Source organism: Acidimicrobiales bacterium (genome assembly GCA_016716005.1).
In the GTDB taxonomy this organism is placed as follows: domain Bacteria; phylum Actinomycetota; class Acidimicrobiia; order Acidimicrobiales; family JADJXE01; genus JADJXE01.
On sequence record JADJXE010000001.1, the window covers coordinates 251,786 to 276,022 of the forward strand.

Here is a 24,237-nt window from a genome sequence, read left to right on the forward strand (position 1 = left end):
CCGTACCCTGCGGCGGTGACCGTCCTGGCGATGTTCCCGCTCGGCTCGGTGCTGTTCCCGACGCTGTTCCTGCCGCTGCACGTCTTCGAGCCCCGCTACCGGCGGCTGGTGCGCGACTGCCTCGACGGCGACCGGGAGTTCGGGGTGGTGCTCATCGAGCGGGGGAGCGAGGTGGGAGGCGGCGACGTGCGGTTCGGGGTCGGCACCGTGGCCCGCATCCTGGAGGCCGCCGAGCTCGACGACGGCCGGTGGGTCCTCGGCACCGTGGGGACCCGCCGGATCCGCGTGCAGCGCTGGCTGGACGACGCCCCCTACCCACGGGCCGAGGTCGTCGACTGGCCCGATCCCGAGCCGGGGCCCGGGCTGCACGACGACCACGTCCGGGCGGTCGCGCTGCTGCGCCGGGTGCTGGCGCACGCCGCCGAGATGGGCGAGGCGACCGCCCCGGCCACCGTCGAGCTGGCCGACGACCCGGTGCTGGGCGGCTACCAGGCGGCCGCGCTGGCGCCGATCGGTCCGGCCGACCACCAGGCGCTGCTGGCGGCCGGATCCCCCGAGGATCGCTGCCGGCAGCTCGGTGCGCTGCTGGTCGACGCCGAGGAGGTGCTGCGCATCCGCCTGGCCGACGCGTCGGGCGGCCCGGAGGCGTAGCCGGCCCGGTTGCTTGCACCCCAGGGGTGGCGGGGCTAGGAAGAGGCACCCCCGAGGAGCGAGCCGTGGCCCTTCCCTCAACTGCATCGTCGCTCCAGGAGCACCTCCAGGAGCTGTTCGATCTCCTGAAGGCCTACGCGCGCCAGGAGCTGATCGACCCGCTCAAGGGCGCCGGGCGCTACCTGGGCTACGGGGTGGCCGGCTCGCTCTGCCTCGGCCTGGGAGCGATCCTCCTGCTGGTCTCGCTGCTCCGGGTGCTCCAGACCGAGACCGGCGACGTCTTCGACGGCAACTGGTCGTGGGCCCCGTACTTCATCGTGCTCGCGCTGGCCGGGATCGTGATCGCCGTCGCCCTGTCGCGCGTGAACCGCAAGGGGAGTGGTCTGTGAGCGACACGACGACCCGGATCACCCGCGACGACATCGAGGCCAAGCTCCGGGCGGTGCGCGGCGAGGTCACCGACATCGAGGAGGAGACGAAGAACGGCGTCATCATCGCCGGCATCGTCGTCGTCGTCGCGGTGGTCGTGGGCGCGTACCTCTTCGGGCGGCGCAAGGGTCGCCGCTCACGGGCGATCGTCGAGATCCGGAGGGTCTGAGGTGCCGAGGTCGCGCCTGCTCAGCCGGGGCCAGTCGCTCTACTGGTTCCGGCGCGACCTCCGCCGCCGCTTCACCGGCTGGGTGGGCGCCCGGTCACCGCTGCTCGCCTTCGGCCTCACCCTCTACCTCGGCGCACGGGCCCGGGCCAAGGTGGGCACCGTCGTGTTCTCCCAGGAGCTGGCTCCCGGCGAGAAGCTGCTGATCACCCAGCTGCCCCCACCGGCCAAGAGCCGCCGGCGCCGCTGACCGGCACGCGGCTGCTGCCGCCGGCGGCGGGTCCCGCGGCATCATGTGGGGATGAAGGTCGTGCTCCGGAACCCGCGACGCGAGGTCGAGGTGGAGGGGCCGATGCGTGTTCACGCGCTGCTGGAGCGGCTCGAGTGCAACCGGGAGTCGGTGCTCGTGATCCGCAACGACACGCTCGTCCCCGGCGACACCCTCCTCGACGACGGCGACGTGGTGGAGATCCGGCCGGTGATCTCGGGGGGCGCCGGGTGAAGTGCCGGGTGTGCCGGGAGCCCGCGGTGATCGACGTCCGCCGGCACAACGCCAACTTCTGCGTCGACCACTTCCTGCGCCTCTGCCGGGACCAGGTGGCGCGGGCCATCGAGCAGTTCGACATGATCGCCACCGGCGAGCGGGTGCTGGTGGCGGTGTCGGGCGGCAAGGACTCGCTGGCCCTCTGGGACCTCCTCCTCGAGCTCGGGTACGAGGCCGATGGCCTCTACCTCGGGCTCGGGATCGGTGACTACAGCGCGGCGTCGGGCCGCCACGCCCGAGCCTTCGCGGCCGACCGGGGTGCGCGCCTGCTCGAGGTCGACCTCCCCGCGGCGTACGGCTACGACATCCCCGGCGGCGCCCGCGCCGCCCGCCGTGCACCCTGCTCGGCCTGCGGGCTCTCCAAGCGCCACCTGTTCGACGAGGCGGCCCTCGACGGCGGCTACGACGCGGTCGCGACCGGGCACAACCTCGACGACGAGGCGGCCGTGCTGTTCGGCAACGTGCTCCGGTGGAACACCGAGTACCTGGGCCGCCAGCTGCCCGTGCTCCCGGCCCGGCCGGGGTTCCCCCGCAAGGTGAAGCCGCTGGTGCGCTTGTCCGAACGGGAGACGGCCGCCTACTGCATCCTGCGCGGCATCGACTACATCGTCGACGAGTGCCCGATGGCCGACGGGAACCGCCACCTCGGCTACAAGGAGGCGCTGAACGCGGTCGAGTGCCAGTCGCCGGGCAGCAAGCACGACTTCTACTTCGGCTTCCTGGCCCGGGCCTCAGGCCGCTTCACCGCCGACACCCTGGCCGAGCGGGACGAGCTCGGGGCCTGCCTGGTCTGCGGGGCGCCCACGTCGGGCGAGGTGTGCGCCTTCTGCCGCCTCGTCGAGCGCGCGGGCGGGCACCCGCCGACCGGCCGGGCCGTCCGCCTCGGGCCGCCGGGCGAGCCGGCCCCGTGAGGCGCGGCCGTGGGCCTCGGGCCCGGGCCCGCAGCGCCGGCCTCGCGAGGCACCGGCGGTGAGCCGCCTGTTCCGGCCGGGTGAGCGGGTGCTCCTGGTCGACGCCAAGCACCGGCGCTACCTCGTCACCCTCGAGCCCGAAGGTGCGTTCCACTCGCACGCAGGGGTCGTGGCCCACGACGAGCTGCTGGGCCAGGTCGAGGGCACGGTGGTGCGGTCGACCCGGGGCGCGCGCTTCACCGCGTTCCGCCCGACCCTCGCCGACTTCGTGCTGAAGATGCCCCGGGGGGCGCAGGTGATCTACCCGAAGGACCTGGGCCCGCTGCTGATCCTGGCCGATGTGTTCCCCGGGGCGCGGATCCTCGAGTCGGGCGTGGGCTCGGGGGCCCTGTCGATGACGCTGCTGCGCGCCGGCGCCGAGGTGGTCGGCTACGAGGTGCGGGACGACTTCGCGGCGCGAGCCCGCGACAACGTGGTCGCGTTCCTGGGCGAGGGTGCCCTGGCCCGGTACCGGGTCGAGATCCGCGACTGCTACCAGGGCATCGCGGAAGCCGGCCTGGACCGGGTCGTGCTCGACCTCCCCGAGCCGTGGCAGGTGGTCGGGCCGGCCGCCGAGGCGCTGCACGCCGGCGGGCTGCTGGTGGCCTACACCCCGACGATCGGCCAGGCCGCCTCGCTGCGTGAGGCGCTGGCGCGCAGCCCCTTCGCCGAGGCCGAGACGATCGAGGTGCTGCAGCGGTCGTGGCACATCGAGGGCCAGTCCGTCCGGCCCGACCACCGGATGGTCGCCCACACCGGCTTCCTCACCCGGGCGCGCCTCCTCGGCGGCGACCTGTGAGCGGGCAGGTTCGACCACGGCCATGAACGTCCTCGACGTGGTGATCCTGCTCGTGGTGGTGTCCGCCGGCATCGGTGGCTACCGGCTCGGCTTCCTCACCCGCATCACCTCGTGGGTGGGCCTGGGGCTCGGCCTGCTGCTCGGCGCCCGTCTCCTGCCACCCCTGCTGCGGGCCATGCCCGACGCCGGCCAGGCCGAGCTCTTCTTCGTGGCCGCCGGCGTCCTGGTGGGCAGCGGGCTGGTGGGCCAGGCGCTCGGGTTGCTGGTCGGCTCGCGGATCCAGCAGGAGCTGCCGGGCCCGGGGGCCCGGCACACCGATCGGGTCGCCGGGGGAGCGGCCGCAGTGGTCGGCGTGCTCCTCGCCGTGTGGCTCCTGCTCCCGGCGATGGCGGCCGTGCCGGAGTGGCCGGCCCGGCAGGCCCGCACGTCGGTGATCGCCCGTGCGCTCCACGACGCCCTGCCCGAGCCGCCCGACACGCTCCAGGCCCTCCGGCGGCTGGTGGGCGCGGACCAGTTCCCCCAGGTGCTCAGCGGGCTCCAGGCCGCACCCGACCTCGGCCCGCCCCCGGCGAGCAGCGGCCTGGGGGTCGAGCTGGCCGGCAGGGTCGCCGAGTCGACGGTGAAGGTGGAGGGCGATGCCTGCCGGCGGGTGCAGCAGGGGAGCGGCTTCGCGGTGGGCTCCGACCTGGTGATGACCAACGCGCACGTCGTGGCGGGCGAGGACGACACGACGGTGCTCACGCTCGACGGTCGCCGGGTGGCGGGCACCGTCGTCGCCTTCGACCCCGAGCGTGACGTCGCCGTGCTGTCGGTGCCGGGGCTCGACGAGCAGCCGCTCGGGCTGGCCGACGCCCAGATCGGCGACCGTGGGGCCGTGTTCGGGCACCCGGGTGGCGGCGACCTGCGCCTGGCCCCCTACGAGATCGCCCGCCAGCTGCGGGCGGTGGGCAAGGACCTCTACGACCGCCGGACGACGACACGCGACGTGTACTTCCTGGCCGCCGCCCTCCGGCCGGGCGATTCGGGGGCCCCGCTGATCGACCCCAGCGGCCAGGTGGTGGGGATGGCGTTCGCCATCGCCCCTGACCGCTCCGACGTCGCCTACGCCCTCACCGTGTCCGAGCTGCAGGCCGTGCTCGACGGCCCCCTCGACGGGCCGGTCGACACCGGCCCGTGCCTGGCCTGACCTGGAGGATCGCCCGGCGAGGCACCGGCCCCGGACGCGCCAGAGGGGCCCGGCCGGGCCCCTCTGATCAGCGGGTGGGCGGACGACTCAGCCGGCCTCGATGAAGATGCACTCGCCCGGGCACTCCTCGGCGGCCTCGATCACCGCGTCCAGCTGGCCGTCGGGGATGGCGGCCAGGCCCTCGGCGCCGCCCGGGTCGCTGAACACCTTGCCACCCTCCTTGACGTAGGCGAGGCCGTCGTCGAGGAGCGTGAACACGTCGGGGGCGATCTCCTCGCAGAGGCCGTCGCCCGTGCAGAGATCCTGATCGATCCAGACCTTCATCGGTGGCGTCGCCTTCCTTCGTTGACGGTGCGGTCCCGGGGCTCCCGAGACGGCGCCCCGCAGGTCGCAATTTACACGGTCTCGGCCGGGAAAAGAAACCACCCGGGTGCACGGGATCCCGAGGGGTGCGGTGTATCGTCCGCCGGAGAGGGGGCGGAGGAGGTGGTTGCCGTCAACGAGCCCGAGTTCGAACGCCGGCTTGCGGCCTACGAGGGCGAGATCGAGGAACTCCGCGAGCACGCCAAGGCCCTCGAGGAGGAGGTCATCTCGCTGCGGCGCAAGCTGCAGGAGGCCCCCAAGCGCGTCCGCACCCTCGAAGAGCGGCTCCTGGAGACCAAGGGCCAGCTGGCCCAGGCCGTGTCGCAGAACGAGAAGCTCTCGTACACGCTCCGCGAGGCGCGCGATCACATCGCCACCCTCCGCGAGGAGGTCGACAAGCTCACCCAGCCCCCGTCGGCGTACGGCACGTTCCTCGGCCGCAACGACGACGGCACCGCCGACGTCCTGTCCGGTGGGCGCAAGATGAGGGTGTCGACGCACCCCGACCTCGACGACGAGGCGCTGGTCCGGGGCCAGGAGGTCGTGCTCAACGACTCGCTCAACGTCGTGCTGGCCCGGGGCCCCGAGCGCGCGGGTGAGGTCGTGACCCTCAAGGAGGTCCTGGACGGCGGCGACCGGGCCATGGTCGTCGGCCGGGCCGACGAGGAGCGGGTGGTGGAGCTGGCCGAGAGCCTGCGCGACCAGAAGCTCCGCTCCGGCGACACGCTCCTCATGGACGCCCGCTCCGGCCTCCTGCTGGAGCGCCTGCCCCGCCCGGAGGTCGAGGAGCTGGTGCTCGAGGAGGTGCCCGACGTCACCTACGCCGACGTGGGCGGCCTCGACGGGCAGATCGAGCAGATCGCCGACGCGGTCGAGCTGCCGTTCCTGCATCCGGACCTGTTCGCGGAGCACCGGCTCCCCGCGCCCAAGGGGATCCTGCTGTACGGGCCGCCCGGGTGCGGCAAGACCCTGATCGCCAAGGCCGTCGCCAACTCCCTGGCCAGGAAGGTGGCCGAGGCCACCGGCGACGAGCAGGCCCGGAGCTACTTCTTGAACATCAAGGGCCCGGAGCTGCTCAACAAGTACGTGGGCGAGACCGAGCGCCAGATCCGCCTGGTGTTCCAGCGGGCCCGCGAGAAGAGCGAGGAGGGCTGGCCGGTCATCGTCTTCTTCGACGAGATGGACTCGATGTTCCGCACCCGCGGCACGGGCATCTCGTCCGACATGGAGAGCACGATCGTCCCGCAGCTGCTCGCCGAGATCGACGGGGTCGAGACGCTCCGCAACGTGATCGTGATCGGCGCCTCGAACCGTGAGGACCTGATCGACCCCGCCATCCTGCGGCCGGGGCGGCTCGACGTGAAGATCAAGATCGAGCGTCCCGACGAGGGCGCGGCCACCCAGATCTTCGGCCGCTACCTCACGACCGACCTGCCCCTCGCCGCGTCGGAAGTGACCTCGCTCGGCGGCGGTGACCGCCAGCGGGCGATCGACGTCATGATCGAGCGGACGGTCGCCGAGATGTACACGACCGACGACCGGAACCGGTTCCTCGAGGTCACGTACCAGAACGGCGACAAGGAGGTCATGTACTTCAAGGACTTCTCCTCGGGCGCCATGATCGAGAACATCGTCCGGCGGGCCAAGAAGCTGGCGATCAAGCGGGTGCTCGCCGGTGGCCCCAAGGGCATCGGCACCGACGACCTCCTGGCGTCCATCCACCAGGAGTTCAAGGAGCACGAAGACCTCCCCAACACCACCAACCCGGACGACTGGGCCAAGATCTCCGGCAAGAAGGGCGAGCGCATCGTCTACGTCCGCACGCTCATCGCCACCGAGCAGGAGGCCACCGGCGGCCGGTCCATCGAGCGGGTGGCCACCGGGCAGTACCTCTGAGCGCCGGCGTGGCCATCACGAAGGTCTGCGGGATCGAGACCGAGTACGGCATCGTCGTGCGCGGCGCCGGCGAGTCGAACCCGGTGGCCGCGTCCTCGGTGCTGATCAACAGCTACGTCGCCGAGCGCAACCGCAGGGTGGGCTGGGACTTCGAGGACGAGTCGCCGGGCCGCGACGCCCGTGGCTACAACCCCGTCGACGAGGTGTACGCCCCGGAGGTGGAGACGCACCTCGTCAACGCCGTCCTCACCAACGGCGCCCGCTACTACGTCGACCACGCCCACCCCGAGCTCAGCACACCGGAGTGCATCGACGCCCTGCAGGCGGTGCTCTACGACCGGGCCGCCGAGCGGATCCTGCAGCGCTCCATGGAGGCCGCCCGGGCCGTGCTGCCCGCCGGCGCCGAGCTCGTCGTCTACAAGAACAACAGCGACGGCAAGGGCAACTCGTACGGGTGCCACGAGAACTACCTGATGGACCGGGCCGTGCCGTTCGCCCGGATCGTGCAGCAGATCACGCCCCACTTCGTCACCCGTCAGCTCGTGTGCGGCGCCGGGAAGGTCGGCTGCGAGGCCCCCGGCCTGTCGTCGGCCGACGTGCCCTTCCAGCTCTCCCAGCGGGCCGACTTCTTCGAGGAGGAGGTCGGCCTGGAGACCACCCTCAAGCGGCCCATCGTGAACACGCGCGACGAGCCGCACTGCGACGCCCAGAAGTACCGGCGCCTGCACGTGATCGTGGGCGACGCCAACCTCTCCGAGGTCGCGACGCTCCTGAAGGTCGGCACCACCGCGCTGGTGCTGTCGATGATCGAGGACGACGTCCTGCCCGGCGACCTGGCCCTGGCCCGGCCCGTCCAGGCCATCCGCCGGGTGTCGTACGACCTCACCCTGGCCAGGCCCCTCGAGCTGGCCGACGGCCGGCACCTGACCGCCATCGACCTGCAGTGGCAGCTGCTCGAGCACGCCTCCAAGTACGCCAGGGATCGAGGGCTCGAGAGCGTGGGCGCCGAGGTGGGGGCCGACGTGCTGCGCCGCTGGGAGGCCGTGCTGGCCGCGCTGGAAGCCGACCCGATGCAGCTGGCCGATCAGCTCGACTGGGTGGCGAAGTACCAGCTGCTGCGCGCCTACGCCGATCGTCACGGCTTGGCGTGGGGCGACGCCCGGCTGGCCGCCATGGACCTGCAGTACCACGACCTGCGGCCCACCAGGTCGCTGTTCGCGCGCCTGCCCATGCAGCGCCTGGTCGCCGAGGAGGCGGCGGAGGCGGCCATGACCGAGCCTCCCCGGGAGACCCGTGCCTACTTCCGGGGCGCGTGCCTCCAGAAGTGGGGGGCCGACATCGTGGCCGCCAACTGGGACTCTCTCGTGTTCGACGTCGGCGCCGAGCCCCTGCGCCGGGTGCCGATGATGGAACCGCTCCGTGGAACGGCCGCCCACGTTGGTACCTTGATCGCCGAGTGCGACACGGCGGCCGAGCTCCTCGACCGCCTGGCCTCGTAGGGCGAGACGGAGAGCGACCACATGAGCGAGCGAGAGCAGAAGCGCAGGACCGCCCCTGCCCGACAGGACGAGGTCGTCGAGGACGAGGTCGCGCCGTCGAAGCAGGGCGAGAAGATCAAGGCCGAGCTGGACGACCTCCTCGACGAGATCGACGAGGTCCTCGAGGACAACGCCGAGGAGTTCGTGAAGTCCTACGTCCAGAAGGGCGGCCAGTAGGGCTCGGCCGGCCGAGGAGGATCAGCCCGGGTCGAGGTGGATCACCAGCACCCGCTGGTCGCCGGGGGCGTGGGTGGTCACGTGCCCCCGACCCCAGGTGTCCTCCGCCAGGACGGTGCTCCCGGGGGCCAACGTCCGCACGGTGCCGTCGCTCACCTCGAGGGTCACCACCCCGGTGAGGAACACGACCAGCTGGCGACGCGGGGCCGTGTGCCAGTCCGGGCGCTGGTCGCTGGCCCGCACTTGGGCGAACGTGAGCCGGTCGACGGTGAGCGGGGCCGACTCGACCAGCACGGGCACCCCCACCTCGGCGTCGTGCACGGTCACGGGCAGCTCGACGTCGTCGAGGTGGCTCTCCCCGGCTTCGTCGGCCCAGATGCGGACGTAGTGCACGGCTCCTCCCGGTGTCGGCCGGGGCAGCGTACGCGCCGAGCGCCGCTCGGGGAGCGGGCGGGAATCGGCTGCCCCGGGCGCTAGCCTCGGCGCCCGATGCCCATGCCCCTCTTCCACCCCGCTGACGACCCCGGTCCCAGCTTCGCCGCCCTGGCCCGGCGCCAGGGGCTCGATCCCTTCCCGCCGTTGGCGGCCGGCACGGGCCAGCTCCCGATCACCCACGGCACCACGTGCGTCGCCGTCCGGTACGCACACGGTGTGGTGATGGCAGGCGACCGGCGGGCCACGTCGGGCAACCTCATCAGCCATCGCACCATGGAGAAGGTGTTCCCCGCCGACCGCCACTCGGGGGTGGCCATCGCGGGTGCCGCCGGCCCGGCCCTCGAGATGGTGAAGCTGTTCCAGCTGCAGCTCGAGCACTACGAGAAGGTCGAGGGGCAGCTGCTGAGCCTGGAGGGCAAGGCCAACCAGCTGGCCCAGATGGTGCGCAGCAACCTGCCGGCGGCCCTGCAGGGCCTGGTCGTGATACCCATCTTCGGCGGATGGGACCAGCGGCGCCAGACCGGCCGCATCTTCCAGTACGACGTGACCGGGGGCCGCTACGAAGACCGCGACTTCACGGCCACCGGCTCGGGGAGCCTGCACGCCGGCACGGTGCTGAAGCTGCAGTACCGAGAGGACCTGAGCCGCGAGGAGGCCATCGACGCGTGCGTGCGGGCCCTCTTCGAGGCGGCCGACGAGGACTCCGCCACCGGCGGTCCCGACCCGGTGCGGGGCATCTACCCCATCCTGGCCACGATCACCGACACGGGCTTCGAGCGCGTCGACGACGACGAGACGGCCGAGCGGTTCCGAGCGCTCGTCGAGCGGCTCCGGGGCACCGAGCCCACGGGAGGCATCGAGCCATGACCATGCCCTTCTACGTCGCGCCCGAGCAGGTGATGAAGGACCGGGCCGACTTCGCCCGCAAGGGCATCGCCCGGGGGCGGGCCCTCGCCGCGGCCTCCTACGACGAGGGCATCGTGATCGTCGCCGAGAACACCAGCAGCACGCTGCGGAAGGTCAGCGAGATCTACGACCGGATCGCCTTCGCGGGCGTCGGCCGCTACAACGAGTTCGACCAGCTGCGCGTCGCGGGCGTGCGGGCCGCCGACCTCAAGGGCTACGCGTACAGCCGCGACGACGTCGACGCCCGCACGCTGGCGAACCAGTACGCCCAGATCCTCGGGCAGATCTTCACCCACGAGATGAAGCCCCTGGAGGTCGAGATCCTCGTCGTCGAGGTCGGCGGCGAGCCGGCGGACGACCAGCTCTTCCACATCCTCTACGACGGCACCGTCGGCGACGAGGACGGGTTCGCGGCGCTCGGCGGCGAGGCGGAGATCATCGGCCAGCGGCTCGCCGACGGCTGGCACCCGGGCCTGACCCTGGCCCAGGCGCTGCGGGCCGCGGCCGCGGCCCTGGCCGGGTCGGACCGCACCCTGGGCCCGGGCGAGCTCGAGGTCGCGATCCTGGCCCGCCACGACGGCCGGCGAGCGTTCCGCCGGATCGAGGGTGCCGAGCTCGTCGAGCTGCTCGGAGGCGGGTCAGAGCAGGGTGACGAGGCGGGCGAAGCAGCCGGCCAGGGCGGCGACGAGGGCGACGGCGGCAACCGCGACTAGCAGGGGCCGCCCGCGGCGCGGCTCGGCCAGCACGCCCTCGTCCGGCTCCACCGGGCCGAGCAGGGCCCGCGCCAGCTCGGCGTCGTGCTCACCCACCAGGACGTCGACCGCCCCCACGGGGTAGGGGCCGTCGACCGCGCCGCGGAGCTGCCACACGATGCCCTCGGCGCCGAGCCGCGCCGCCGCCACCTTGGCCGAGAAGGCGTCGGGCGCCCGCACCACGGGCACCATCCGGGATTCGAGCATCAGCCGCAGGCTACCGTCCGACGGCCGGCGGGCCGGCTGGGGAGCGGTGCCGGCGTCCCCCCGGTGCGCTCCACCACCGCCGGGTGTCGGTACGCTCCCCCCATGGAGCGGCGCATCTTCGGCCTCGAGAACGAGTACGGGGTCACGTGCACGCTCCGGGGGCAGCGGCGCCTGAGCCCGGACGAGGTCGCCCGCTACCTGTTCCGCCGGGTGGTCTCCTGGGGCCGGAGCAGCAACGTCTTCCTGGCCAACGGCGCCCGCCTGTACCTCGACGTCGGTTCGCACCCCGAGTACGCCACCCCGGAGTGCGACTCGATCTACGACCTGGTCGTGCACGACAAGGCGGGTGAGCGGATCCTCGAGCAGCTCCTGGCCAGCGCCGAGCACCGCCTGCGGGAGGAGGGGATCCGCGGCGTCATCTACCTGTTCAAGAACAACACCGACTCCGCCGGCAACTCCTACGGCTGCCACGAGAACTACCTCACCAGCCGCCGGGACGACCTGAGCCACTACGCCGAGGTGCTGATCCCGTTCTTCGTGAGCCGCCAGATCTACGCCGGGGCGGGGAAGGTGCTGCAGACGGCCCGGGGGGCCATCTACTGCATCAGCCAGCGGGCCGAGCACATCTGGGAGGGCGTGTCGTCGGCGACGACCCGCAGTCGACCGATCATCAACACCCGCGACGAGCCCCACGCCGACGCCGAGCGCTACCGCCGCCTCCACGTGATCGTGGGCGACTCCAACATGAGCGAGTACGCCACGTTCCTGAAGGTGGGGGCGACCAGCATCCTGCTGCGCATGCTGGAGGACCCGGCCGTGGTGCTGCGCGACCTCACCCTCGAGAACCCGATCCGCGCCATCCGTGAGGTCAGCCACGACACGACCTGCACCAGGCGGGTGCGCCTGGCCAACGGTCGTGAGGCCAGCGCCCTCGACATCCAGGGCGAGTACCTCAGCCGCGCGATCCGCTATGCCGAGACCCGCGGCCTGAGCCCGCTCGAGCAGCAGGCGCTGGGCATGTGGGAGCACTGCCTCACGGCCCTCGAGAAGGACCCGCTCAGCCTGTCGCGGGAGGTCGACTGGGTCATCAAGCACCAGCTGATCGAGGCCTACCGCGACCGCCACGACCTGCCGCTGTCGAGCCCACGGGTCGCGCTCGTCGACCTGCAGTACCACGACGTGAACCGGGACCGCGGGCTGTTCTACCGGATGCAGCACAAGGGGCTCGTCGACCGGGTGTGCACCGACGCCGACATCGACCACGCCGTCGAGCACCCGCCGCAGACCACCCGCGCCCGGCTCCGGGGCGAGTTCATCCGACGGGCCAAGGAGCGCAAGCGCGACTACACGGTCGACTGGGTGCACCTGAAGCTCAACGACCAGGCGCAGCGCACGGTGCTCTGCAAGGACCCGTTCAAGGCCCGCGACGAGCGGGTCGAGAAGCTGATCGCCAGCCTGTAGGCGTCGCACGCGGTGCCTTCCTTCCGCACCGGGACCGTCACGGCGATGCTCGCCGAGCGACCCGGCCTGCAACGGGTCGAGGTGACGGCCGAGCGGGGGCCGGAGCGGGCCTATGTGCTCACCGACCTGATCGGTCCGGTGGCGGTGGGGGACCGCGTCGTGATGAACACCACCGCGGTCGAACTCGGCCTGGGCACCGGCGGCTGGCACGTCGTGCACTGGAACCTGTCGCGGCAGGCGTGGGAGCGGCGAGGGCCGGGCCACATCATGAAGCTGCGCTACACCAGCCTCCAGACCGACACCGGCAGCGTGGAGGAGCACCACCCGCAGCTCCTCGGGGAGGCCGGGCACCTCGACGGCCTGCCGGTGGTGGCCTGCGGGCTGCACAGCCAGCTCGCCGTGGTGGCAGCCGTGTTCGGGTCGCTGGCTCCCGGCCGGCGGCTGGCGTACGTGATGACCGACGCCGCCGCCCTGCCGCTGGTCCTCTCCGACCTGGTGGCCGACTGCCGCCGCGCCGGCCTCGTCCACGCGACGATCACCGCCGGCCAGGCCTTCGGTGGCGACCACGAGGCGGTGTCGCTGGCGTCGGCCCTCGCCGCCGCCCGTGCCGTCGTGGGCGCGGATGCAGTGGTGGTCGCGATGGGGCCTGGGGTCGTGGGCACGGCATCGAGGCTCGGCTTCAGCGCCGTCGAGGTGGCGGCGATCCTCGACACCGCGTCGGCCCTCGGGGGTCGCGCCATCGCGTGCCTCCGGGTGTCGGGGGCCGACCCCCGCGACCGTCACCGTGGGGTGAGCCACCACAGCCTCACCGCGCTGCGCCTGGCCCACGCCGCCGTCGACCTGCCGATACCGAGCGGTGACTGGGAGGCGCCCATCCTCGACGACCTGCGGGGCGGCGGGCTGCTCGACCGGCACCGTGGCGTGACGGTGGAGGTGCCGGCGGTCGGCGCGCTGCTGGAGGCCGCCGACCTGCGGGTGACGACGATGGGCCGGGGCCCCTCCGACGACCCCGCCTTCTTCGCCGCGGCGGCGGCGGCGGGTGCGGCGGCGGCGGGCGCCGTCGGTGCGGCGGCGGCGGGCGCCGTCGGTGCGACGGGGGCCCTGCACTACCCTGACCCCGAGTGAGCGCACCCGACGAACCGTCCCGATCCTCGTCACCGCCGGGTGCGCCCAGCGAGCCCCGCCCGCGCGGCTACCTCGGTGACTTCGGCGCCGACCCCGTGCCGTCCGCGGCCCGTCCGGCCGAGGCCGCCGGGCTGGCGGCGACCCTGGCGCCACCGGCACCGCACGACGAGCCGGCCGAGCCCCCACCCGACCGAGGCGGCCCAGTGGGCACCGCCGGGCCCGAACCTGCCGAGGCCGAACCCGCCGAGGGCGAAGCCGGCGAGGCCGAAGCCGGCGACGGCGAGGTCGACCGCGACCGCCGGCACCAGCGGGTGCGATCGGCCGTCGAGTGGCTGGCGGTGATCGTCGGGGCGCTGGCCGTCGCCCTGCTGGTCAAGACCTTCCTGCTCCAGGCCTTCTTCATCCCCTCGGCTTCGATGGAGCCGACGCTGCGGGTGGGCGACCGGGTGCTGGTGAACAAGCTCAGCTACCGCCTGCACGACGTCCACCGAGGCGACATCATCGTGTTCGAGCGACCCGAGGGCGAGCAGAACCGATCGGTCCGCGACCTGATCAAGCGGGTCATCGCCCTGCCGGGCGAGACGATCGAGATCCGTGACAACCAGGTGATCATCGACGGGAGGGTGCTCGGGGAGCCCTACCTGCCCCCGGGCACCGTCACGGCAGGGCTCGACGAGCCCGTCACCGTGCCCGAGGGGCACGTGTTCGTGATGGGGGACAACCGCGACGACTCGCGCGACTCCAGGTTCTTCGGCGCCATCCCCGAGGACCGCATCGTCGGCCGCGCCTTCGTGCGCGTGTGGCCGCCCACCCACCTGGGCCTGCTGTAGCCGCGCCCCACGGTCAGCCCAGCCGGGCCAGGACCTCTGTCATCCGGTCGACGTGGTCGCTGTAGACGCCGTCGACGCCCATCCGCAGCACCGAGCGCAGGACGGGCTCGTGCTGGAGGTCCCACGCCAGCGCGTAGCGCTGGAAGCGGTGGAACAGGGTCGTGAGCCCACCGGACCAGTCGGTGTGGTGGAGGTTCACGGCGTCGACGCCGAGGTCGGCGAGCCGGGCCGCCCGGCGCTCGGGCCCCTCCTTGATGCGGCTCAACCGGGTCGAGTCGACGAGCCGGACCCCCTCGGCGAGCGATCGCCAGCTCGCCACCACGTTCCAGTCGTGGTGGCACAGCCAGAGTCGGCCGGGTGCGTCGGAGCCGGCGGCCATCGCCACCGCCACCACGACGGGGGCGGCTGCGGGATCCTTCACGTCGAGGGACAGCTCGAAGTCGGTCCCGCAGGCACCGTACAGATCTTCGAGGCCGGGGATGTGGGGAGGCAGCGACGAGCGGTTCACGCTGCCGATGGGTCGGCGGCGCATCCCGGTGCGGACCACGCCGTCGTGGTCGAGGACGGCCACCCCGTCGGCGGTGAGCCACACGTCGCTCTCCAGGCCGGTCGCGCCGAGCCTGAGGGCGAGCCGGAACCCCTCCAGCGTGTTCTCGGGGGCGTGCGCCCGCGCCCCCCGGTGGGCGAAGCCGATCGGGGGTCGGAGGCTCGGGAGGCGCTGCTGTTCCACCCCTCCATCCTCGCTCGCCGTGACCGGTCGGTCAGCCCGACCCCGCAGGTGGGCCGATCGGCCCATCCGCCTCAAGGCCACTCGGCTCGCGACCGATGTTGCTGGTGCACCGCAGCCCAGGAGGCGGAGGAGATGGCAACCGTTCGAGCGACCTGCGACCACTGCGGCGACGTGGAGTTCGCGAGCGCCGACGTGCTGGTCCGGGTCTGCGCGGAGTCGGGACAGGGCACGTACGTCTTCCGCTGCCCCGGCTGTGGCGCCCTGACGGTGAAGGACGCGGCCCCGCACGTCGTCGACCTGCTGGCCGCGGCCGGGGCCGACCTGACCACCTGGCACCTGCCGGCCGAGCTGAGCGAGACCCGCGTGGGGCCCCCGATCTGCCACGACGACCTGCTCGAGTTCCACACCGAGCTGGCCGACGAGGGGTGGTTCGCCCGCCTGGAGGCGATGATCGGCCGCTGACGGCCCTCCGATGCCCGGCTCCGTCGCGCCCGGCCGTCGGGCCCGGGCGGCGGTACCGTGGTGCGGTGGTGGTCCTGTGGGCGCTGCCCACGCTGGCGCTGGTCGCCGGCTCCGTGATCCTGGCGGCCCGGGTGCGCCGGCTGGCCGCGGGCGCAGCCTCGGCCACGGCGGCACTGGCGCGGCTCGACCCCCTCGCGGCCCGCAGCGCGGTGCTGCGGTCGGGCGGCGAGGGCCTGCGCGCCGCCGTGGCCCGACGGGCCCCTCAGTAGGATCGCGGGATGTTCAACGTGTCAGGGCCGGAGATCCTGATCATCCTGGTCGTGGCCCTGATCGTGCTCGGTCCGGACAAGCTGCCGGAGGCGGTCCGCAAGATGGGCGGCTTCATGCGCGAGATCCGCCGGATCAGCAGCGGTTTCCAGGACGAGGTGCGCGACGCCCTCTCCGACGTCGAGGTGCCACCGGCGCGGGCCACGCCCATGCGGGTGGCGCCCACGCCGGTCGATCCGATCCCGACGGACGAGGCCGCCACCGCGCCATCCCCGCCCGGCTCCCCGACGAACGGCGAGGCACCGGCGGACAGCGACGAGACGCCGGCCGGCGACCTGCCCGGGGCCGGGGCGGCCGACGTGACGTCGGCCGAGGACGAGGGGCGGTCGGCCGGCTCCTCGGCCGCGTGAGCGTCCCCACCCCCCGGGCACCGCGATGAGCACCCGGTCCGACGACCCCCGGGGCGTGGCCGCACCGGCCGGCGAGCGGATGACGGTCGTCGAGCACCTGGCCGAGCTCCGGAGCCGGCTGATCAGGTCGATCCTGGCCATCGCCGTCGGCGGGCTGGTGGCCTTCCTGCTCTACCCGCGCATCCTCGAGCTGCTCACCGGCCCGTTCTGCGACTACCAGGCCGCCCACGGCGCGCCCGGCGAATGCCAGCTGGTGATCACCGGTCCGATGGACGGCCTCACCGTGCGGATGAAGATCGCCGGCTACGGCGGCCTGATCCTCGCCCTCCCCGTCGTCCTGTGGCAGGTCTGGCGCTTCGTCACCCCCGGCCTCTACCCGAAGGAGAAGCGCTACGCCGTCCCGTTCCTCGTGTCGTCGATCGTGCTGTTCCTCCTGGGAGCTGCCCTCGCCTTCTGGACGCTGCCGCGGGCGCTCGACTTCCTGCTCGGCATCGGGGGGGACCTGCAGCCCCTCTTGACGCCGGACCGGTACCTGAACCTCGTGGTCTTCATGGTGGTCTCGTTCGGGGTCGGGTTCCTGTTCCCCGTGCTGCTCGTGTTCCTCGAGCTGGCCGGCGTCCTGACCCCCGAGCAGCTCGCCAGCTGGCGGCGCTACGCGATCATCGCCATCGTGGTCATCGTCGCCGTGATCACACCGAGCGGCGATCCCTACAGCCTGCTCGGCCTCTCGATCCCCATGTACCTCTTCTACGAGATCTCGATCCTGATCGGCCGTCTGGTCCGTCGTCGCAAGCGCAAGGCGGCCGAGGCCGCCGGCCGGGCGACCGAGTGAGCGGGTTCGACCGCACGACGTTCCTCGCCGGGTACGGCTTCGCCCTCGACGCCTTCCAGCGCCGGGCCCTCGACGCCATCGATGCCGGCGAGTCGGTGCTGGTCGCCGCCCCCACCGGGTCGGGCAAGACACTGGTGGCCGAGTACGCCGTCGCCCGAGCCGTGGCCGAGGGCGGCCGAGCGTTCTACACGACGCCGATCAAGGCCCTGTCGAACCAGAAGTACGCCGACTTCGGCCGTCGGTACGGGGCCGGGCGCGTCGGGCTGCTCACCGGCGACAACAGCATCAACGGCGACGCGCCGGTGGTCGTGATGACCACCGAGGTCCTCCGGAACATGATCTACACGGGCTCGGCGGCACTGGAGCGCCTCCACGTCGTGATCCTGGACGAGGTCCACTACCTGCAGGACGCCTACCGCGGTCCGGTCTGGGAGGAGGTCATCGTCCACGCCCCGCGCGAGGTGCGCCTGGTCTGCCTGTCGGCGACCGTGTCCAACGCCGACGAGCTGGCCGGGTGGATCAGCACCGTCCGGGGGCCCACCGCCGTCGTGGTCGCCCACGACCGTCCGGTGCCGCTGCAGCACCTGTGCGCGGTCGGCGACCGGACGTCGGAGCGGCTGCTCCTGCTCCCCACGCTGGTGGACGGCCGCCCGAACCCCGAGCTGGAGCGCCTCGAGGCCGAGGGCGAGCGCCGACCGGGGCCACGCGGGCGGCCCCGGCGTCGGCTCTTCACGCCCCGGCGCGTCGAGGTGGTCGAGCGCCTCCGCGACGAGGAGATGCTGCCGGCCATCACGTTCGTGTTCAGCCGGGTGGGGTGCGACGAGGCCGCACGCACCTGCCTCGACTCCGGGTTGCGGCTCACCACCGACGCCGAGCGAGCCCGGATCCGGGCGATCGTCGAGCAGCGGCTGGGCGGGCTGTCCGACGCCGATCTGGCGGTGCTCGGCTACGGGCGCTGGCTCGCCGCCCTGGAGGCGGGGTTCGCCCCGCACCACGCCGGCATGGTGCCGCCGTTCAAGGAGGCCGTCGAGGCCTGCTTCGTCGAGGGCCTGGTGAAGGTGGTCTTCGCCACCGAGACGCTCGCCCTCGGGGTGAACATGCCGGCACGGGCGGTGGTGATCGAACGGCTCAGCAAGTTCGGCGGCGAGCGCCACCAGCTCCTGAAGCCCGGGGAGTACACCCAGCTCACCGGGCGGGGCGGTCGCCGCGGGATCGACGAGGTCGGGTACGCCGTCGTGCTGTGGTCGCCGTTCGTGCCGTTCGGGCAGGTGGCCGCCCTGGCCGCCAGCCGCAGCTACGCCCTCACCTCCGCGTTCCGGCCCACGTACAACATGGCCGCCAACCTCGTCCGCCGCTATCCGCCCGAGCTGGCCCACCACCTGTTGAACCTCTCGTTCGGCCAGTACCAGGCCGACCGGGAGGTCGTGCGGCTCGAGGCCCGCCTCGAGCAGCGGGCCGCCACCCTGGTGCGGCTCCGCGAGGAGGCATCCTGCGAGCTCGGCGACGTGGAGGAGTACCGGCGCCTGCTCCGCCAGGCCGCCGGGCCGGCCGCCGAGCGGGCGCCCCGCGGGCTGATCGAGCGGGCCCTCGCGCAGATCCGCCCGGGGGACGTGCTGGTGCTGCCGGGCCGGCGTCCTGCCCGGCCGGCGGTGGTCCTGACGGTCGCGTCCCGGCGGGGCGGGGCCACGAGGCTCCGTGCGCTCACGGCCGATCAGCGGCTCGTGTCGCTCGCCGCCGCCGACTTCGACGAGCCCCCGCGCCGGTTCGATCAGATCGACCTGCCGCGCCCGTACGCGCCGCACCGTCCGTCGTTCCAGCGGGAGGCGGCCCGGCTGCTCCGGGCCCTCCGGTCGGTGCCCGAACCGGGTGCCGTGCCGGACCGACGGCGGCCACGGGGCCGTGGCTCGGTCGACCACCCGGTGGCTCGATGCCCGGATGCCGACCGCCACGTGCGAGCCGGCGTCCAGGCCGAACGGGTCGCCCGGGAGGTGGGCGAGCTGAGGGACCGCATCACCACGCGGACGGAGTCGCTGGCCCGCCACTTCGACCGCGTCCTGCGCATCCTCGAGGGTTGGGGCTACCTGGAGGGCTGGGCCCTCACGCCGGCCGGGGAGCGCCTGGCGCGGCTCTACCACGAGTGCGACCTGCTCGTGGCCGAGTGCCTCGAGCACGGGCTCTTCGACGGCCTCGACCCCGCCGGGCTGGCCGGCCTGCTCTCGTGCTTCACCTACGAGCACCGCAGCCCGGAGCCTCCGCCACCGCCGTGGTTCCCCTCGCCCGAGGTGCGACGGCGGTGGGCGGAGGTGGAGGGGCTCGCCGCCGAGCTGCAGGCCGCGGAGGAGGAGGCCGGGCTCCCGCTCACCCGCCCGCCGGACCCCACGTTCTGCGCCCTGGCCCACGGCTGGGCCGCGGGGGAGGGGCTGCACGACGTGCTGGAGGACGAGGACCTGTCGGGGGGCGACTTCGTGCGGAACGTCCGCCAGCTGATCGACCTGCTGCGCCAGCTGGCCGACCTCGCTCCCGATCCGGCCACGGCCACGTCCGCCCGCACGGCCGCGGCACGCCTCGATCGCGGCGTGGTGTCGGCCAGCGGGGCGGTGGCGGTGGCCGCGGCCGCGGCCGGGAGCCCACCATGACCATCCAACGGGGGCGTGACTGGGGAGAGCACGGCCCGCTGCCGCCCGGTGGCGTGGTGGTGGCGTCGGACGCCGATGCCCGACTGGTGGTCGAGCGGGCCCGGCGCGAAGGCCGGCCCCTGCCGCCCCTGGGCCTCGTCGGCGGTGACCTCTGCCGGACGCTGGGTGGCCGGGGGGACGAGCAGCGCCTGTTCTCGCCGGAGGGCACCCGCCTCACCGTCGACGTGGGAGCAGTCCTCGTGGACGAGCGGCCGCACTGGTTCGTGGCGCACCTGGTGGCGCGGCGCTCCTGGCTGCGGGGGCGGATCGTGGCCGTGATGAACGCGGAGTGGCTCGGCCGCTGGGACGTGGCCCCGCGCGCCCACCCCGCCGACGGCCTCCTCGACCTCCTCGACGGCTCACCGCCGCTGCGCGATCGGCTGCGCGCCCGTCGCCGGCTGCGATCGGCGACCCACGTGCCGCACCCGGAGATCCGCGAGCAGCGGGCCGCCCGGTTCGAGATCGCGCTCGACCCCCCGCTGGGCGTCGCCCTGGACGGCCTCGAGATCGGTCCGGCCTCGCGCCTGACCGTGTGGGTCGAGCCGGATGCCCTCACCGTGGTCGTCTAGCGGGCGTCCCGGCTACGGTCGCAGGCATGGAGGCATGGATCCTCGACGAGTCCCCCGGCACGTACCGCTGGGGGGCGATCGCCGATCCGGAGCCCGGCCCGGGCGAGGTGCGGGTGCGGGTCGTGGCCAGCGCCCTGAACCACATGGATCTCTGGGTCACGCGCGGTCTGCCCAAGCCTCCGCTGCCCCACGTGCCCGGCTGTGACGTGGCCGGCATCGTGGACACGGTCGGCAGCGGGGTCGAGGGCGTCGCCGTCGGCGACGAGGTGGTGCTGAACCCCTCCGTCTCGTGCCGGGCGTGCCGGTCGTGCCTGTCGGGCGAGTCGCCGCTCTGCCGGCACTTCGAGATCCTGGGGGAGCACCGCTGGGGCGGGCACGGGGAGCTGGTGGTGCTGCCGGCCGCCAACGTGCTGCCGCGCCCGGCCGGCAGGTCGTGGGAGGAGTCGGCGGCCTTCCCCCTCACCACCCTCACGGCGTGGCGCATGCTGCGGCGGGGCCGCCTCCGCGCCGGGGAGACCCTGCTGGTGGTGGGGGTGGGCAGCGGCGTGTCGGCCGCAGCCGTCGTGCTCGGCCGAGCCATGGGCGCCCGCGTGTTCGCCACCTCGCGGGCCGAGTCGAAGCGTGCTCGGGCGCTCGAGCTCGGGGCCGAGGGCGCCTTCGACTCCGGCGCCGACTGGCCGGTGCGAGCCGATGTCGTCGTCGAGAGCGTGGGCCCGGCCACGTGGCGCCAGTCGGTCAAGGCGCTGGCGCCGGGCGGGCGGCTGGTGGTGTGCGGGGGCACGTCGGGCCCCAAGGTGGAGCTGAACCTCCCACGCCTCTTCTTCTCACAGCACGAGATCATCGGATCGTCGATGGGCTCCTACGAGGAGTTCGCCGAGGTCACCGAGCTGGTGGCCCAGGGCCTCCCGGTGGTGGTCGACGAGGTGCTGCCCCTGGCCGAGTACGCAGCCGCGCTGGCGCGGCTGGAGGCGGGGGAGCAGCTCGGCAAGATCGTCCTGGCCCACCGCTGATGGCCGGCCTCGACGCCGTGAAGGCCGAGGTGGTGCGAGCGGTCGGCGCGCGGGCGACGGCGCTCGTCGGGGTGTCGCACCAGATCCACCAGCACCCGGAGCTGGGGTACGAGGAGCACCCGCGCACGACCTGCTGTGCTCGCTGCTCGACGGCGGTGGGCTCGAGGTCGAGCGCCACGCCTACGGGCTCGAGACCGCGTTCGCGGCTCGGGCAGGCACTCGCGGGCCGCTGGTCGCGGTGCTGTGCGAGTACGACGCCCTGCCGGGCGTGGGTCACGCGTGCGGTCACAACGTCATCGGCGCGGCCGGGGTGGGGGCGGCGCTGGCCCTGGCGGGGCTGGCCGACCGGCTGGGTGGCCGCCTGCTGGTGCTGGGCACGCCGGCCGAGGAGGGCGGCGGCGGCAAGGTGCAGCTGCTGCGGGCCGGCGCCTTCGACGGGGTCGACGTGGCCATGATGGTCCACCCGGCCGACGCCGAGCTCACCGCCATGACGTCGGTCGCGATCACCCAGCTCGAGGCCGATTACCACGGTCGGGCGGCGCACGCCGCGGCGTTCCCGCACCTGGGTCGGAACGCGCTCGACGCCGCCGTCCTCGGCTACGTCAACGTGGCCGCGCTCCGGCAGCACATCCGGCCCGACGAGCGGGTGCACGGCGTCTTCGTTGCCGGCGGCGAGCGCCCCAACATCGTGCCCGCCCACGCCTCGACCAGCTGGTACGTGCGCTCGCCGACGCTCGCCTCGCTGGCCGAGCTCCAGCCGCGGGTGGTTGCCTGCCTCCAGGCCGGCGCCGAAGCGGCCGGCTGCCGCCTGGTGTGCCGGGAGGTCAACGAGACGTACGCGGAGGTGCGCGACAACCGGGCGCTGCAGCAGCTGTGGGCGGCCAACGGCGCGCTGGTGGGGCGGAGCCCGGTCGATCCCACGCCCTCCCAGCAGGTGGTCGGCAGCACCGACATGGGCAACGTGAGCCAGGTGGTGCCGTCGATCCACCCCATGATCCAGGTGGCCCCGGCCGGTGTGCCGATCCACTCGGAGGAGTTCGCGCGCTGGGCGGCGTCACCCGAGGGCGACCGGGCGGTGATCGACGGTGCGATCCTCCTCGCGGCCACGGCCGTCGACGTCTGGGACCGCTCCGACGTGCTCGACGCCGTTCGCGCCGGCTTCGAGGCCCCGGTGCCGGGCCCGTCCGACGCCGGCCGGTAGGGGCCACGGTGCGTGGTCACCGGGCCACGCCGCCGCCGCCCCTAGGCTGGCCGTCGTGACGCTCTACGTCGCCGAGGAGTTCAGCGACGAGGAAGGCGACGTCCTCCGGCGGTACTTCACCAACCTCGACGGGCCCGTCTTCGCGCTCGTCAACCTGCCCGAGGTGGTCAAGGGCGCGCTCTTCGCCCGGTACTCCCGGTCGCCCAAGAGCCTGCGGCGCCTCTTCCTCGACGAGTTCGTCGGTGATCTCGACATCAGCGGTGACGTGAGCATCGACGCCACGGTGGGCCTGCGACGGGCCGAGGAGCTCTACGACCGGGTCTTCCTCGAGTACGGCGACGACTCGGTGGCCCAGCTGGGTGGGGTCCACCTGGCCTGCGAGCAGGCGTCCAACCTGCTCACGAAGGTGCTCGAGTGGGGCAGGCTGATGTCGTACCTGGAGCAGTCGACCCGCTACATCGCGTACGACACCCGGCTCGGCGGTCGGTACCGGTACTTCCGCGACCCGCAGATCCTCGCCTCGCCCCTCGGCACGCGCTACGTCGGCGACCTCGACCGTCTGTTCGACACCTATGCAGACCTGGTGCCGCTCCTGGCCGACTGGCTGCGGGACCGCCACCCCAAGGAGCCTGCCGACTCCGACTTCGTGTACCGGCAGGCCATCCGGGCCAAGGCCTTCGACGCGCTGAGGGGCATCCTGCCCGCGGCCTCGCTGTCGAACGTCGGGATCTACGGCTCCGGCCAGGCCTACGAGGCCCTCCTGCTGCGGATGCGGTCCCACCCGCTGCCGGAGGCCCGCGACTACGCCGATCTCATGCTCACCGAGCTCCGCAAGGTGATCCCGTCGTTCCTGAAGCGCATCGACCGCGACGACCGGGGTGGGGCCTGGGCTCGCCACCTGGCCGACACCCGTGCGCGCACGGGCAAGCTAGCCGATGCTCTCTTCGATTCGGTCGAGCCGGAGCGGGCCCCTGGCGTCGCGCTGGTCGACTTCGATCCCGACGGCGAGATCAAGGTCGTGACGGCCGCCCTCTACCCCCTCACCTGCGTCCCCGAGCATCAGATCGAGGCCCGGGTGCGGGCGATGACCACCGACGAGCGGCTGGCCGTGCTGCGGGCCTACGTGGGCGACCGGACGAACCGGCGCCACAAGCCCGGCCGGGCGTTCGAGCGGGTCGCGTACCGCTTCGACGTCCTGGCCGACTACGGCGCCTTCCGCGACCTGCAACGTCATCGCATGCTCACGATCGAGTGGCAGCCCCTCACGCCCCATCACGGGTACGTGCGGCCCGACGCCGTCGACGCCGCCGGGCAGGCGGAGCGCTTCGACGAGGCGATGGCCCGGTCGGCGGCGCTCTACGGCGATCTGTCGGGGCGGTTCCCCGATCAGGCGTCGTACGCCGTGGCGCTGGCCTACCGCGTGCGCTTCTCGATGCAGCTGAACGCCCGGGAGGCGATGCACCTCGTCGAGCTGCGCAGCTCCCCGCAGGGCCACCCCTCCTACCGTCGGATCGCCCAGGAGATGCACCGGCTGATCGGCGACCAGGCCGGTCACCGGGCGCTGGCCGCGGCGATGGCGTTCGTCGACCACTCCGAGCCCGAGCTCGAACGGCTGGAGGCGGAGCGGCGAGCCGAGGCCCGCCGTCAGCGCAGCTGAGCACCCGTC

General features: G+C 73.3%; 29 protein-coding genes. 25 read left to right on the top strand and 4 right to left on the bottom strand.

Annotated elements, in window-relative coordinates; genetic code table 11:
• Window positions 1–15: 15 nt before the first annotated feature.
• The 8 genes from IPM45_01235 to IPM45_01270 all read left to right on the top strand — a co-directional run bounded on the left by IPM45_01235 (window position 16) and on the right by IPM45_01270 (window position 4,725).
• Complete coding sequence (locus IPM45_01235; protein MBK9178193.1) at window positions 16–651, top strand: LON peptidase substrate-binding domain-containing protein; 636 nt, start codon at window positions 16–18, stop codon at window positions 649–651.
• A gap of 65 nt (window positions 652–716) precedes the next feature.
• Entirely contained in the window at window positions 717–1,040 is a 324-nt protein-coding gene (locus IPM45_01240) for a phage holin family protein (GenBank protein MBK9178194.1), read from the top strand.
• Window positions 1,037–1,249 carry a hypothetical protein gene (locus IPM45_01245; GenBank protein MBK9178195.1) on the top strand — a complete coding sequence of 71 codons (213 nt, stop codon included), beginning with the start codon at window positions 1,037–1,039 and terminating at the stop codon, window positions 1,247–1,249. The genes IPM45_01240 and IPM45_01245 overlap by 4 nt, the downstream gene beginning before the upstream one ends.
• A 1-nt stretch (window position 1,250) precedes the next feature.
• Window positions 1,251–1,496, top strand: a complete 246-nt coding sequence (locus tag IPM45_01250; protein MBK9178196.1) for a hypothetical protein — start codon at window positions 1,251–1,253, stop codon at window positions 1,494–1,496.
• A 51-nt stretch (window positions 1,497–1,547) separates the two neighbouring features.
• On the top strand, window positions 1,548–1,748 hold the full coding sequence (locus IPM45_01255; GenBank protein MBK9178197.1) for a MoaD/ThiS family protein: 201 nt from the start codon (window positions 1,548–1,550) through the stop codon (window positions 1,746–1,748).
• The gene (locus IPM45_01260) at window positions 1,745–2,701 is read left to right on the top strand and encodes a tRNA(Ile)-lysidine synthetase (protein MBK9178198.1); all 957 of its coding nucleotides are present in this window, start codon (window positions 1,745–1,747) and stop codon (window positions 2,699–2,701) included. Before IPM45_01255 ends, IPM45_01260 begins: the two co-directional genes overlap by 4 nt.
• A gap of 58 nt (window positions 2,702–2,759) precedes the next feature.
• Window positions 2,760–3,539 (top strand): tRNA (adenine-N1)-methyltransferase, encoded by a 780-nt coding sequence (locus IPM45_01265; protein MBK9178199.1) that lies wholly within the window; start codon window positions 2,760–2,762, stop codon window positions 3,537–3,539.
• 22 nt (window positions 3,540–3,561) lie between these two features.
• Window positions 3,562–4,725, top strand: coding sequence for a MarP family serine protease (locus IPM45_01270; GenBank protein ID MBK9178200.1), 1,164 nt, complete (start codon window positions 3,562–3,564; stop codon window positions 4,723–4,725).
• 87 nt (window positions 4,726–4,812) lie between these two features.
• On the opposite strand, the gene IPM45_01275 is transcribed toward IPM45_01270, so the two are convergent.
• Complete coding sequence (locus IPM45_01275; protein MBK9178201.1) at window positions 4,813–5,049, bottom strand: ferredoxin; 237 nt, start codon at window positions 5,047–5,049, stop codon at window positions 4,813–4,815.
• A 162-nt stretch (window positions 5,050–5,211) separates the two neighbouring features.
• On the opposite strand from IPM45_01275, the gene arc reads away from it, so the two are divergent.
• Genes arc through IPM45_01290 form a run of 3 tightly spaced genes read left to right on the top strand, consistent with a single transcriptional unit; the run spans window position 5,212 to window position 8,699 of the window.
• A complete protein-coding gene (gene arc, locus IPM45_01280; GenBank protein ID MBK9178202.1) occupies window positions 5,212–6,984 on the top strand; it encodes a proteasome ATPase in 1,773 nt (590 codons plus the stop codon).
• Between the two features lie 8 nt (window positions 6,985–6,992).
• Window positions 6,993–8,483 carry a proteasome accessory factor PafA2 gene (locus IPM45_01285; GenBank protein MBK9178203.1) on the top strand — a complete coding sequence of 497 codons (1,491 nt, stop codon included), beginning with the start codon at window positions 6,993–6,995 and terminating at the stop codon, window positions 8,481–8,483.
• A 21-nt stretch (window positions 8,484–8,504) separates the two neighbouring features.
• On the top strand, window positions 8,505–8,699 hold the full coding sequence (locus tag IPM45_01290) for a ubiquitin-like protein Pup (protein MBK9178204.1): 195 nt from the start codon (window positions 8,505–8,507) through the stop codon (window positions 8,697–8,699).
• 21 nt (window positions 8,700–8,720) lie between these two features.
• Here IPM45_01290 and IPM45_01295 read toward each other — a convergent pair whose 3' ends face one another.
• A complete protein-coding gene (locus IPM45_01295; protein MBK9178205.1) occupies window positions 8,721–9,092 on the bottom strand; it encodes a hypothetical protein in 372 nt (123 codons plus the stop codon).
• Between the two features lie 96 nt (window positions 9,093–9,188).
• Between IPM45_01295 and prcB the strand changes: the two genes are divergently transcribed.
• Together prcB and prcA are read left to right on the top strand one after the other, a co-directional pair.
• Complete coding sequence (gene prcB / locus IPM45_01300; protein ID MBK9178206.1) at window positions 9,189–10,001, top strand: proteasome subunit beta; 813 nt, start codon at window positions 9,189–9,191, stop codon at window positions 9,999–10,001.
• Window positions 9,998–10,753, top strand: coding sequence for a proteasome subunit alpha (gene prcA / locus IPM45_01305; GenBank protein MBK9178207.1), 756 nt, complete (start codon window positions 9,998–10,000; stop codon window positions 10,751–10,753). The genes prcB and prcA overlap by 4 nt, the downstream gene beginning before the upstream one ends.
• Here the strand turns inward: prcA and IPM45_01310 are convergent.
• Window positions 10,679–10,999: a hypothetical protein gene (locus tag IPM45_01310; protein ID MBK9178208.1), complete on the bottom strand. Its 321-nt coding sequence runs from the start codon at window positions 10,997–10,999 to the stop codon at window positions 10,679–10,681. The genes prcA and IPM45_01310 overlap by 75 nt on opposite strands.
• Before the next feature lie 102 nt (window positions 11,000–11,101).
• On the opposite strand from IPM45_01310, the gene pafA reads away from it, so the two are divergent.
• The 3 genes from pafA to lepB all read left to right on the top strand — a co-directional run bounded on the left by pafA (window position 11,102) and on the right by lepB (window position 14,415).
• Complete coding sequence (pafA, locus tag IPM45_01315; GenBank protein ID MBK9178209.1) at window positions 11,102–12,460, top strand: Pup--protein ligase; 1,359 nt, start codon at window positions 11,102–11,104, stop codon at window positions 12,458–12,460.
• 45 nt (window positions 12,461–12,505) lie between these two features.
• Entirely contained in the window at window positions 12,506–13,585 is a 1,080-nt protein-coding gene (locus tag IPM45_01320; GenBank protein MBK9178210.1) for a DUF3866 family protein, read from the top strand.
• Window positions 13,586–13,896: 311 nt separating this feature from the next.
• Window positions 13,897–14,415 carry a signal peptidase I gene (gene lepB, locus IPM45_01325; GenBank protein MBK9178211.1) on the top strand — a complete coding sequence of 173 codons (519 nt, stop codon included), beginning with the start codon at window positions 13,897–13,899 and terminating at the stop codon, window positions 14,413–14,415.
• A 13-nt stretch (window positions 14,416–14,428) separates the two neighbouring features.
• Here the strand turns inward: lepB and IPM45_01330 are convergent, their stop codons facing one another.
• Entirely contained in the window at window positions 14,429–15,145 is a 717-nt protein-coding gene (locus IPM45_01330; protein MBK9178212.1) for a glycerophosphodiester phosphodiesterase, read from the bottom strand.
• A gap of 132 nt (window positions 15,146–15,277) precedes the next feature.
• Between IPM45_01330 and IPM45_01335 the strand changes: the two genes are divergently transcribed.
• The 9 genes from IPM45_01335 (at window position 15,278) to IPM45_01375 (ending at window position 24,228) form a co-directional block, all read left to right on the top strand.
• Window positions 15,278–15,607 carry a hypothetical protein gene (locus IPM45_01335; GenBank protein ID MBK9178213.1) on the top strand — a complete coding sequence of 110 codons (330 nt, stop codon included), beginning with the start codon at window positions 15,278–15,280 and terminating at the stop codon, window positions 15,605–15,607.
• 65 nt (window positions 15,608–15,672) lie between these two features.
• Window positions 15,673–15,876 (top strand): hypothetical protein, encoded by a 204-nt coding sequence (locus IPM45_01340; GenBank protein MBK9178214.1) that lies wholly within the window; start codon window positions 15,673–15,675, stop codon window positions 15,874–15,876.
• Window positions 15,877–15,885: 9 nt separating this feature from the next.
• A complete protein-coding gene (tatB, locus tag IPM45_01345; GenBank protein ID MBK9178215.1) occupies window positions 15,886–16,284 on the top strand; it encodes a twin-arginine translocase subunit TatB in 399 nt (132 codons plus the stop codon).
• 25 nt (window positions 16,285–16,309) lie between these two features.
• The gene (gene tatC, locus IPM45_01350) at window positions 16,310–17,116 is read left to right on the top strand and encodes a twin-arginine translocase subunit TatC (GenBank protein MBK9178216.1); all 807 of its coding nucleotides are present in this window, start codon (window positions 16,310–16,312) and stop codon (window positions 17,114–17,116) included.
• A complete protein-coding gene (locus IPM45_01355) occupies window positions 17,113–19,752 on the top strand; it encodes a DEAD/DEAH box helicase (GenBank protein MBK9178217.1) in 2,640 nt (879 codons plus the stop codon). The genes tatC and IPM45_01355 overlap by 4 nt, the downstream gene beginning before the upstream one ends.
• Complete coding sequence (locus tag IPM45_01360) at window positions 19,749–20,360, top strand: hypothetical protein (GenBank protein MBK9178218.1); 612 nt, start codon at window positions 19,749–19,751, stop codon at window positions 20,358–20,360. Before IPM45_01355 ends, IPM45_01360 begins: the two co-directional genes overlap by 4 nt.
• Window positions 20,361–20,386: 26 nt before the next feature.
• A complete protein-coding gene (locus tag IPM45_01365) occupies window positions 20,387–21,370 on the top strand; it encodes an alcohol dehydrogenase catalytic domain-containing protein (protein MBK9178219.1) in 984 nt (327 codons plus the stop codon).
• 130 nt (window positions 21,371–21,500) lie between these two features.
• Window positions 21,501–22,571 carry a M20 family metallopeptidase gene (locus tag IPM45_01370; GenBank protein ID MBK9178220.1) on the top strand — a complete coding sequence of 357 codons (1,071 nt, stop codon included), beginning with the start codon at window positions 21,501–21,503 and terminating at the stop codon, window positions 22,569–22,571.
• A 55-nt stretch (window positions 22,572–22,626) separates the two neighbouring features.
• Window positions 22,627–24,228 carry an FAD-dependent thymidylate synthase gene (locus IPM45_01375; protein MBK9178221.1) on the top strand — a complete coding sequence of 534 codons (1,602 nt, stop codon included), beginning with the start codon at window positions 22,627–22,629 and terminating at the stop codon, window positions 24,226–24,228.
• The last annotated feature ends 9 nt before the right edge of the window (window positions 24,229–24,237 follow it).

Coding starts and splice junctions, on each gene's coding strand:
- IPM45_01255 (MBK9178197.1), top strand. CDS start 1,548: ATGAAGGTCGTGCTCCGGAACCCGCGACGCGAGGTCGAGGTGGAGGGG.
- IPM45_01270 (MBK9178200.1), top strand. CDS start 3,562: ATGAACGTCCTCGACGTGGTGATCCTGCTCGTGGTGGTGTCCGCCGGC.
- IPM45_01275 (MBK9178201.1), bottom strand. CDS start 5,049: ATGAAGGTCTGGATCGATCAGGATCTCTGCACGGGCGACGGCCTCTGC.
- IPM45_01290 (MBK9178204.1), top strand. CDS start 8,505: ATGAGCGAGCGAGAGCAGAAGCGCAGGACCGCCCCTGCCCGACAGGAC.
- prcB (MBK9178206.1), top strand. CDS start 9,189: ATGCCCATGCCCCTCTTCCACCCCGCTGACGACCCCGGTCCCAGCTTC.
- prcA (MBK9178207.1), top strand. CDS start 9,998: ATGACCATGCCCTTCTACGTCGCGCCCGAGCAGGTGATGAAGGACCGG.
- IPM45_01310 (MBK9178208.1), bottom strand. CDS start 10,999: ATGCTCGAATCCCGGATGGTGCCCGTGGTGCGGGCGCCCGACGCCTTC.
- pafA (MBK9178209.1), top strand. CDS start 11,102: ATGGAGCGGCGCATCTTCGGCCTCGAGAACGAGTACGGGGTCACGTGC.
- IPM45_01320 (MBK9178210.1), top strand. CDS start 12,506: ATGCTCGCCGAGCGACCCGGCCTGCAACGGGTCGAGGTGACGGCCGAG.
- IPM45_01335 (MBK9178213.1), top strand. CDS start 15,278: ATGGCAACCGTTCGAGCGACCTGCGACCACTGCGGCGACGTGGAGTTC.
- tatB (MBK9178215.1), top strand. CDS start 15,886: ATGTTCAACGTGTCAGGGCCGGAGATCCTGATCATCCTGGTCGTGGCC.
- tatC (MBK9178216.1), top strand. CDS start 16,310: ATGAGCACCCGGTCCGACGACCCCCGGGGCGTGGCCGCACCGGCCGGC.
- IPM45_01360 (MBK9178218.1), top strand. CDS start 19,749: ATGACCATCCAACGGGGGCGTGACTGGGGAGAGCACGGCCCGCTGCCG.
- IPM45_01365 (MBK9178219.1), top strand. CDS start 20,387: ATGGAGGCATGGATCCTCGACGAGTCCCCCGGCACGTACCGCTGGGGG.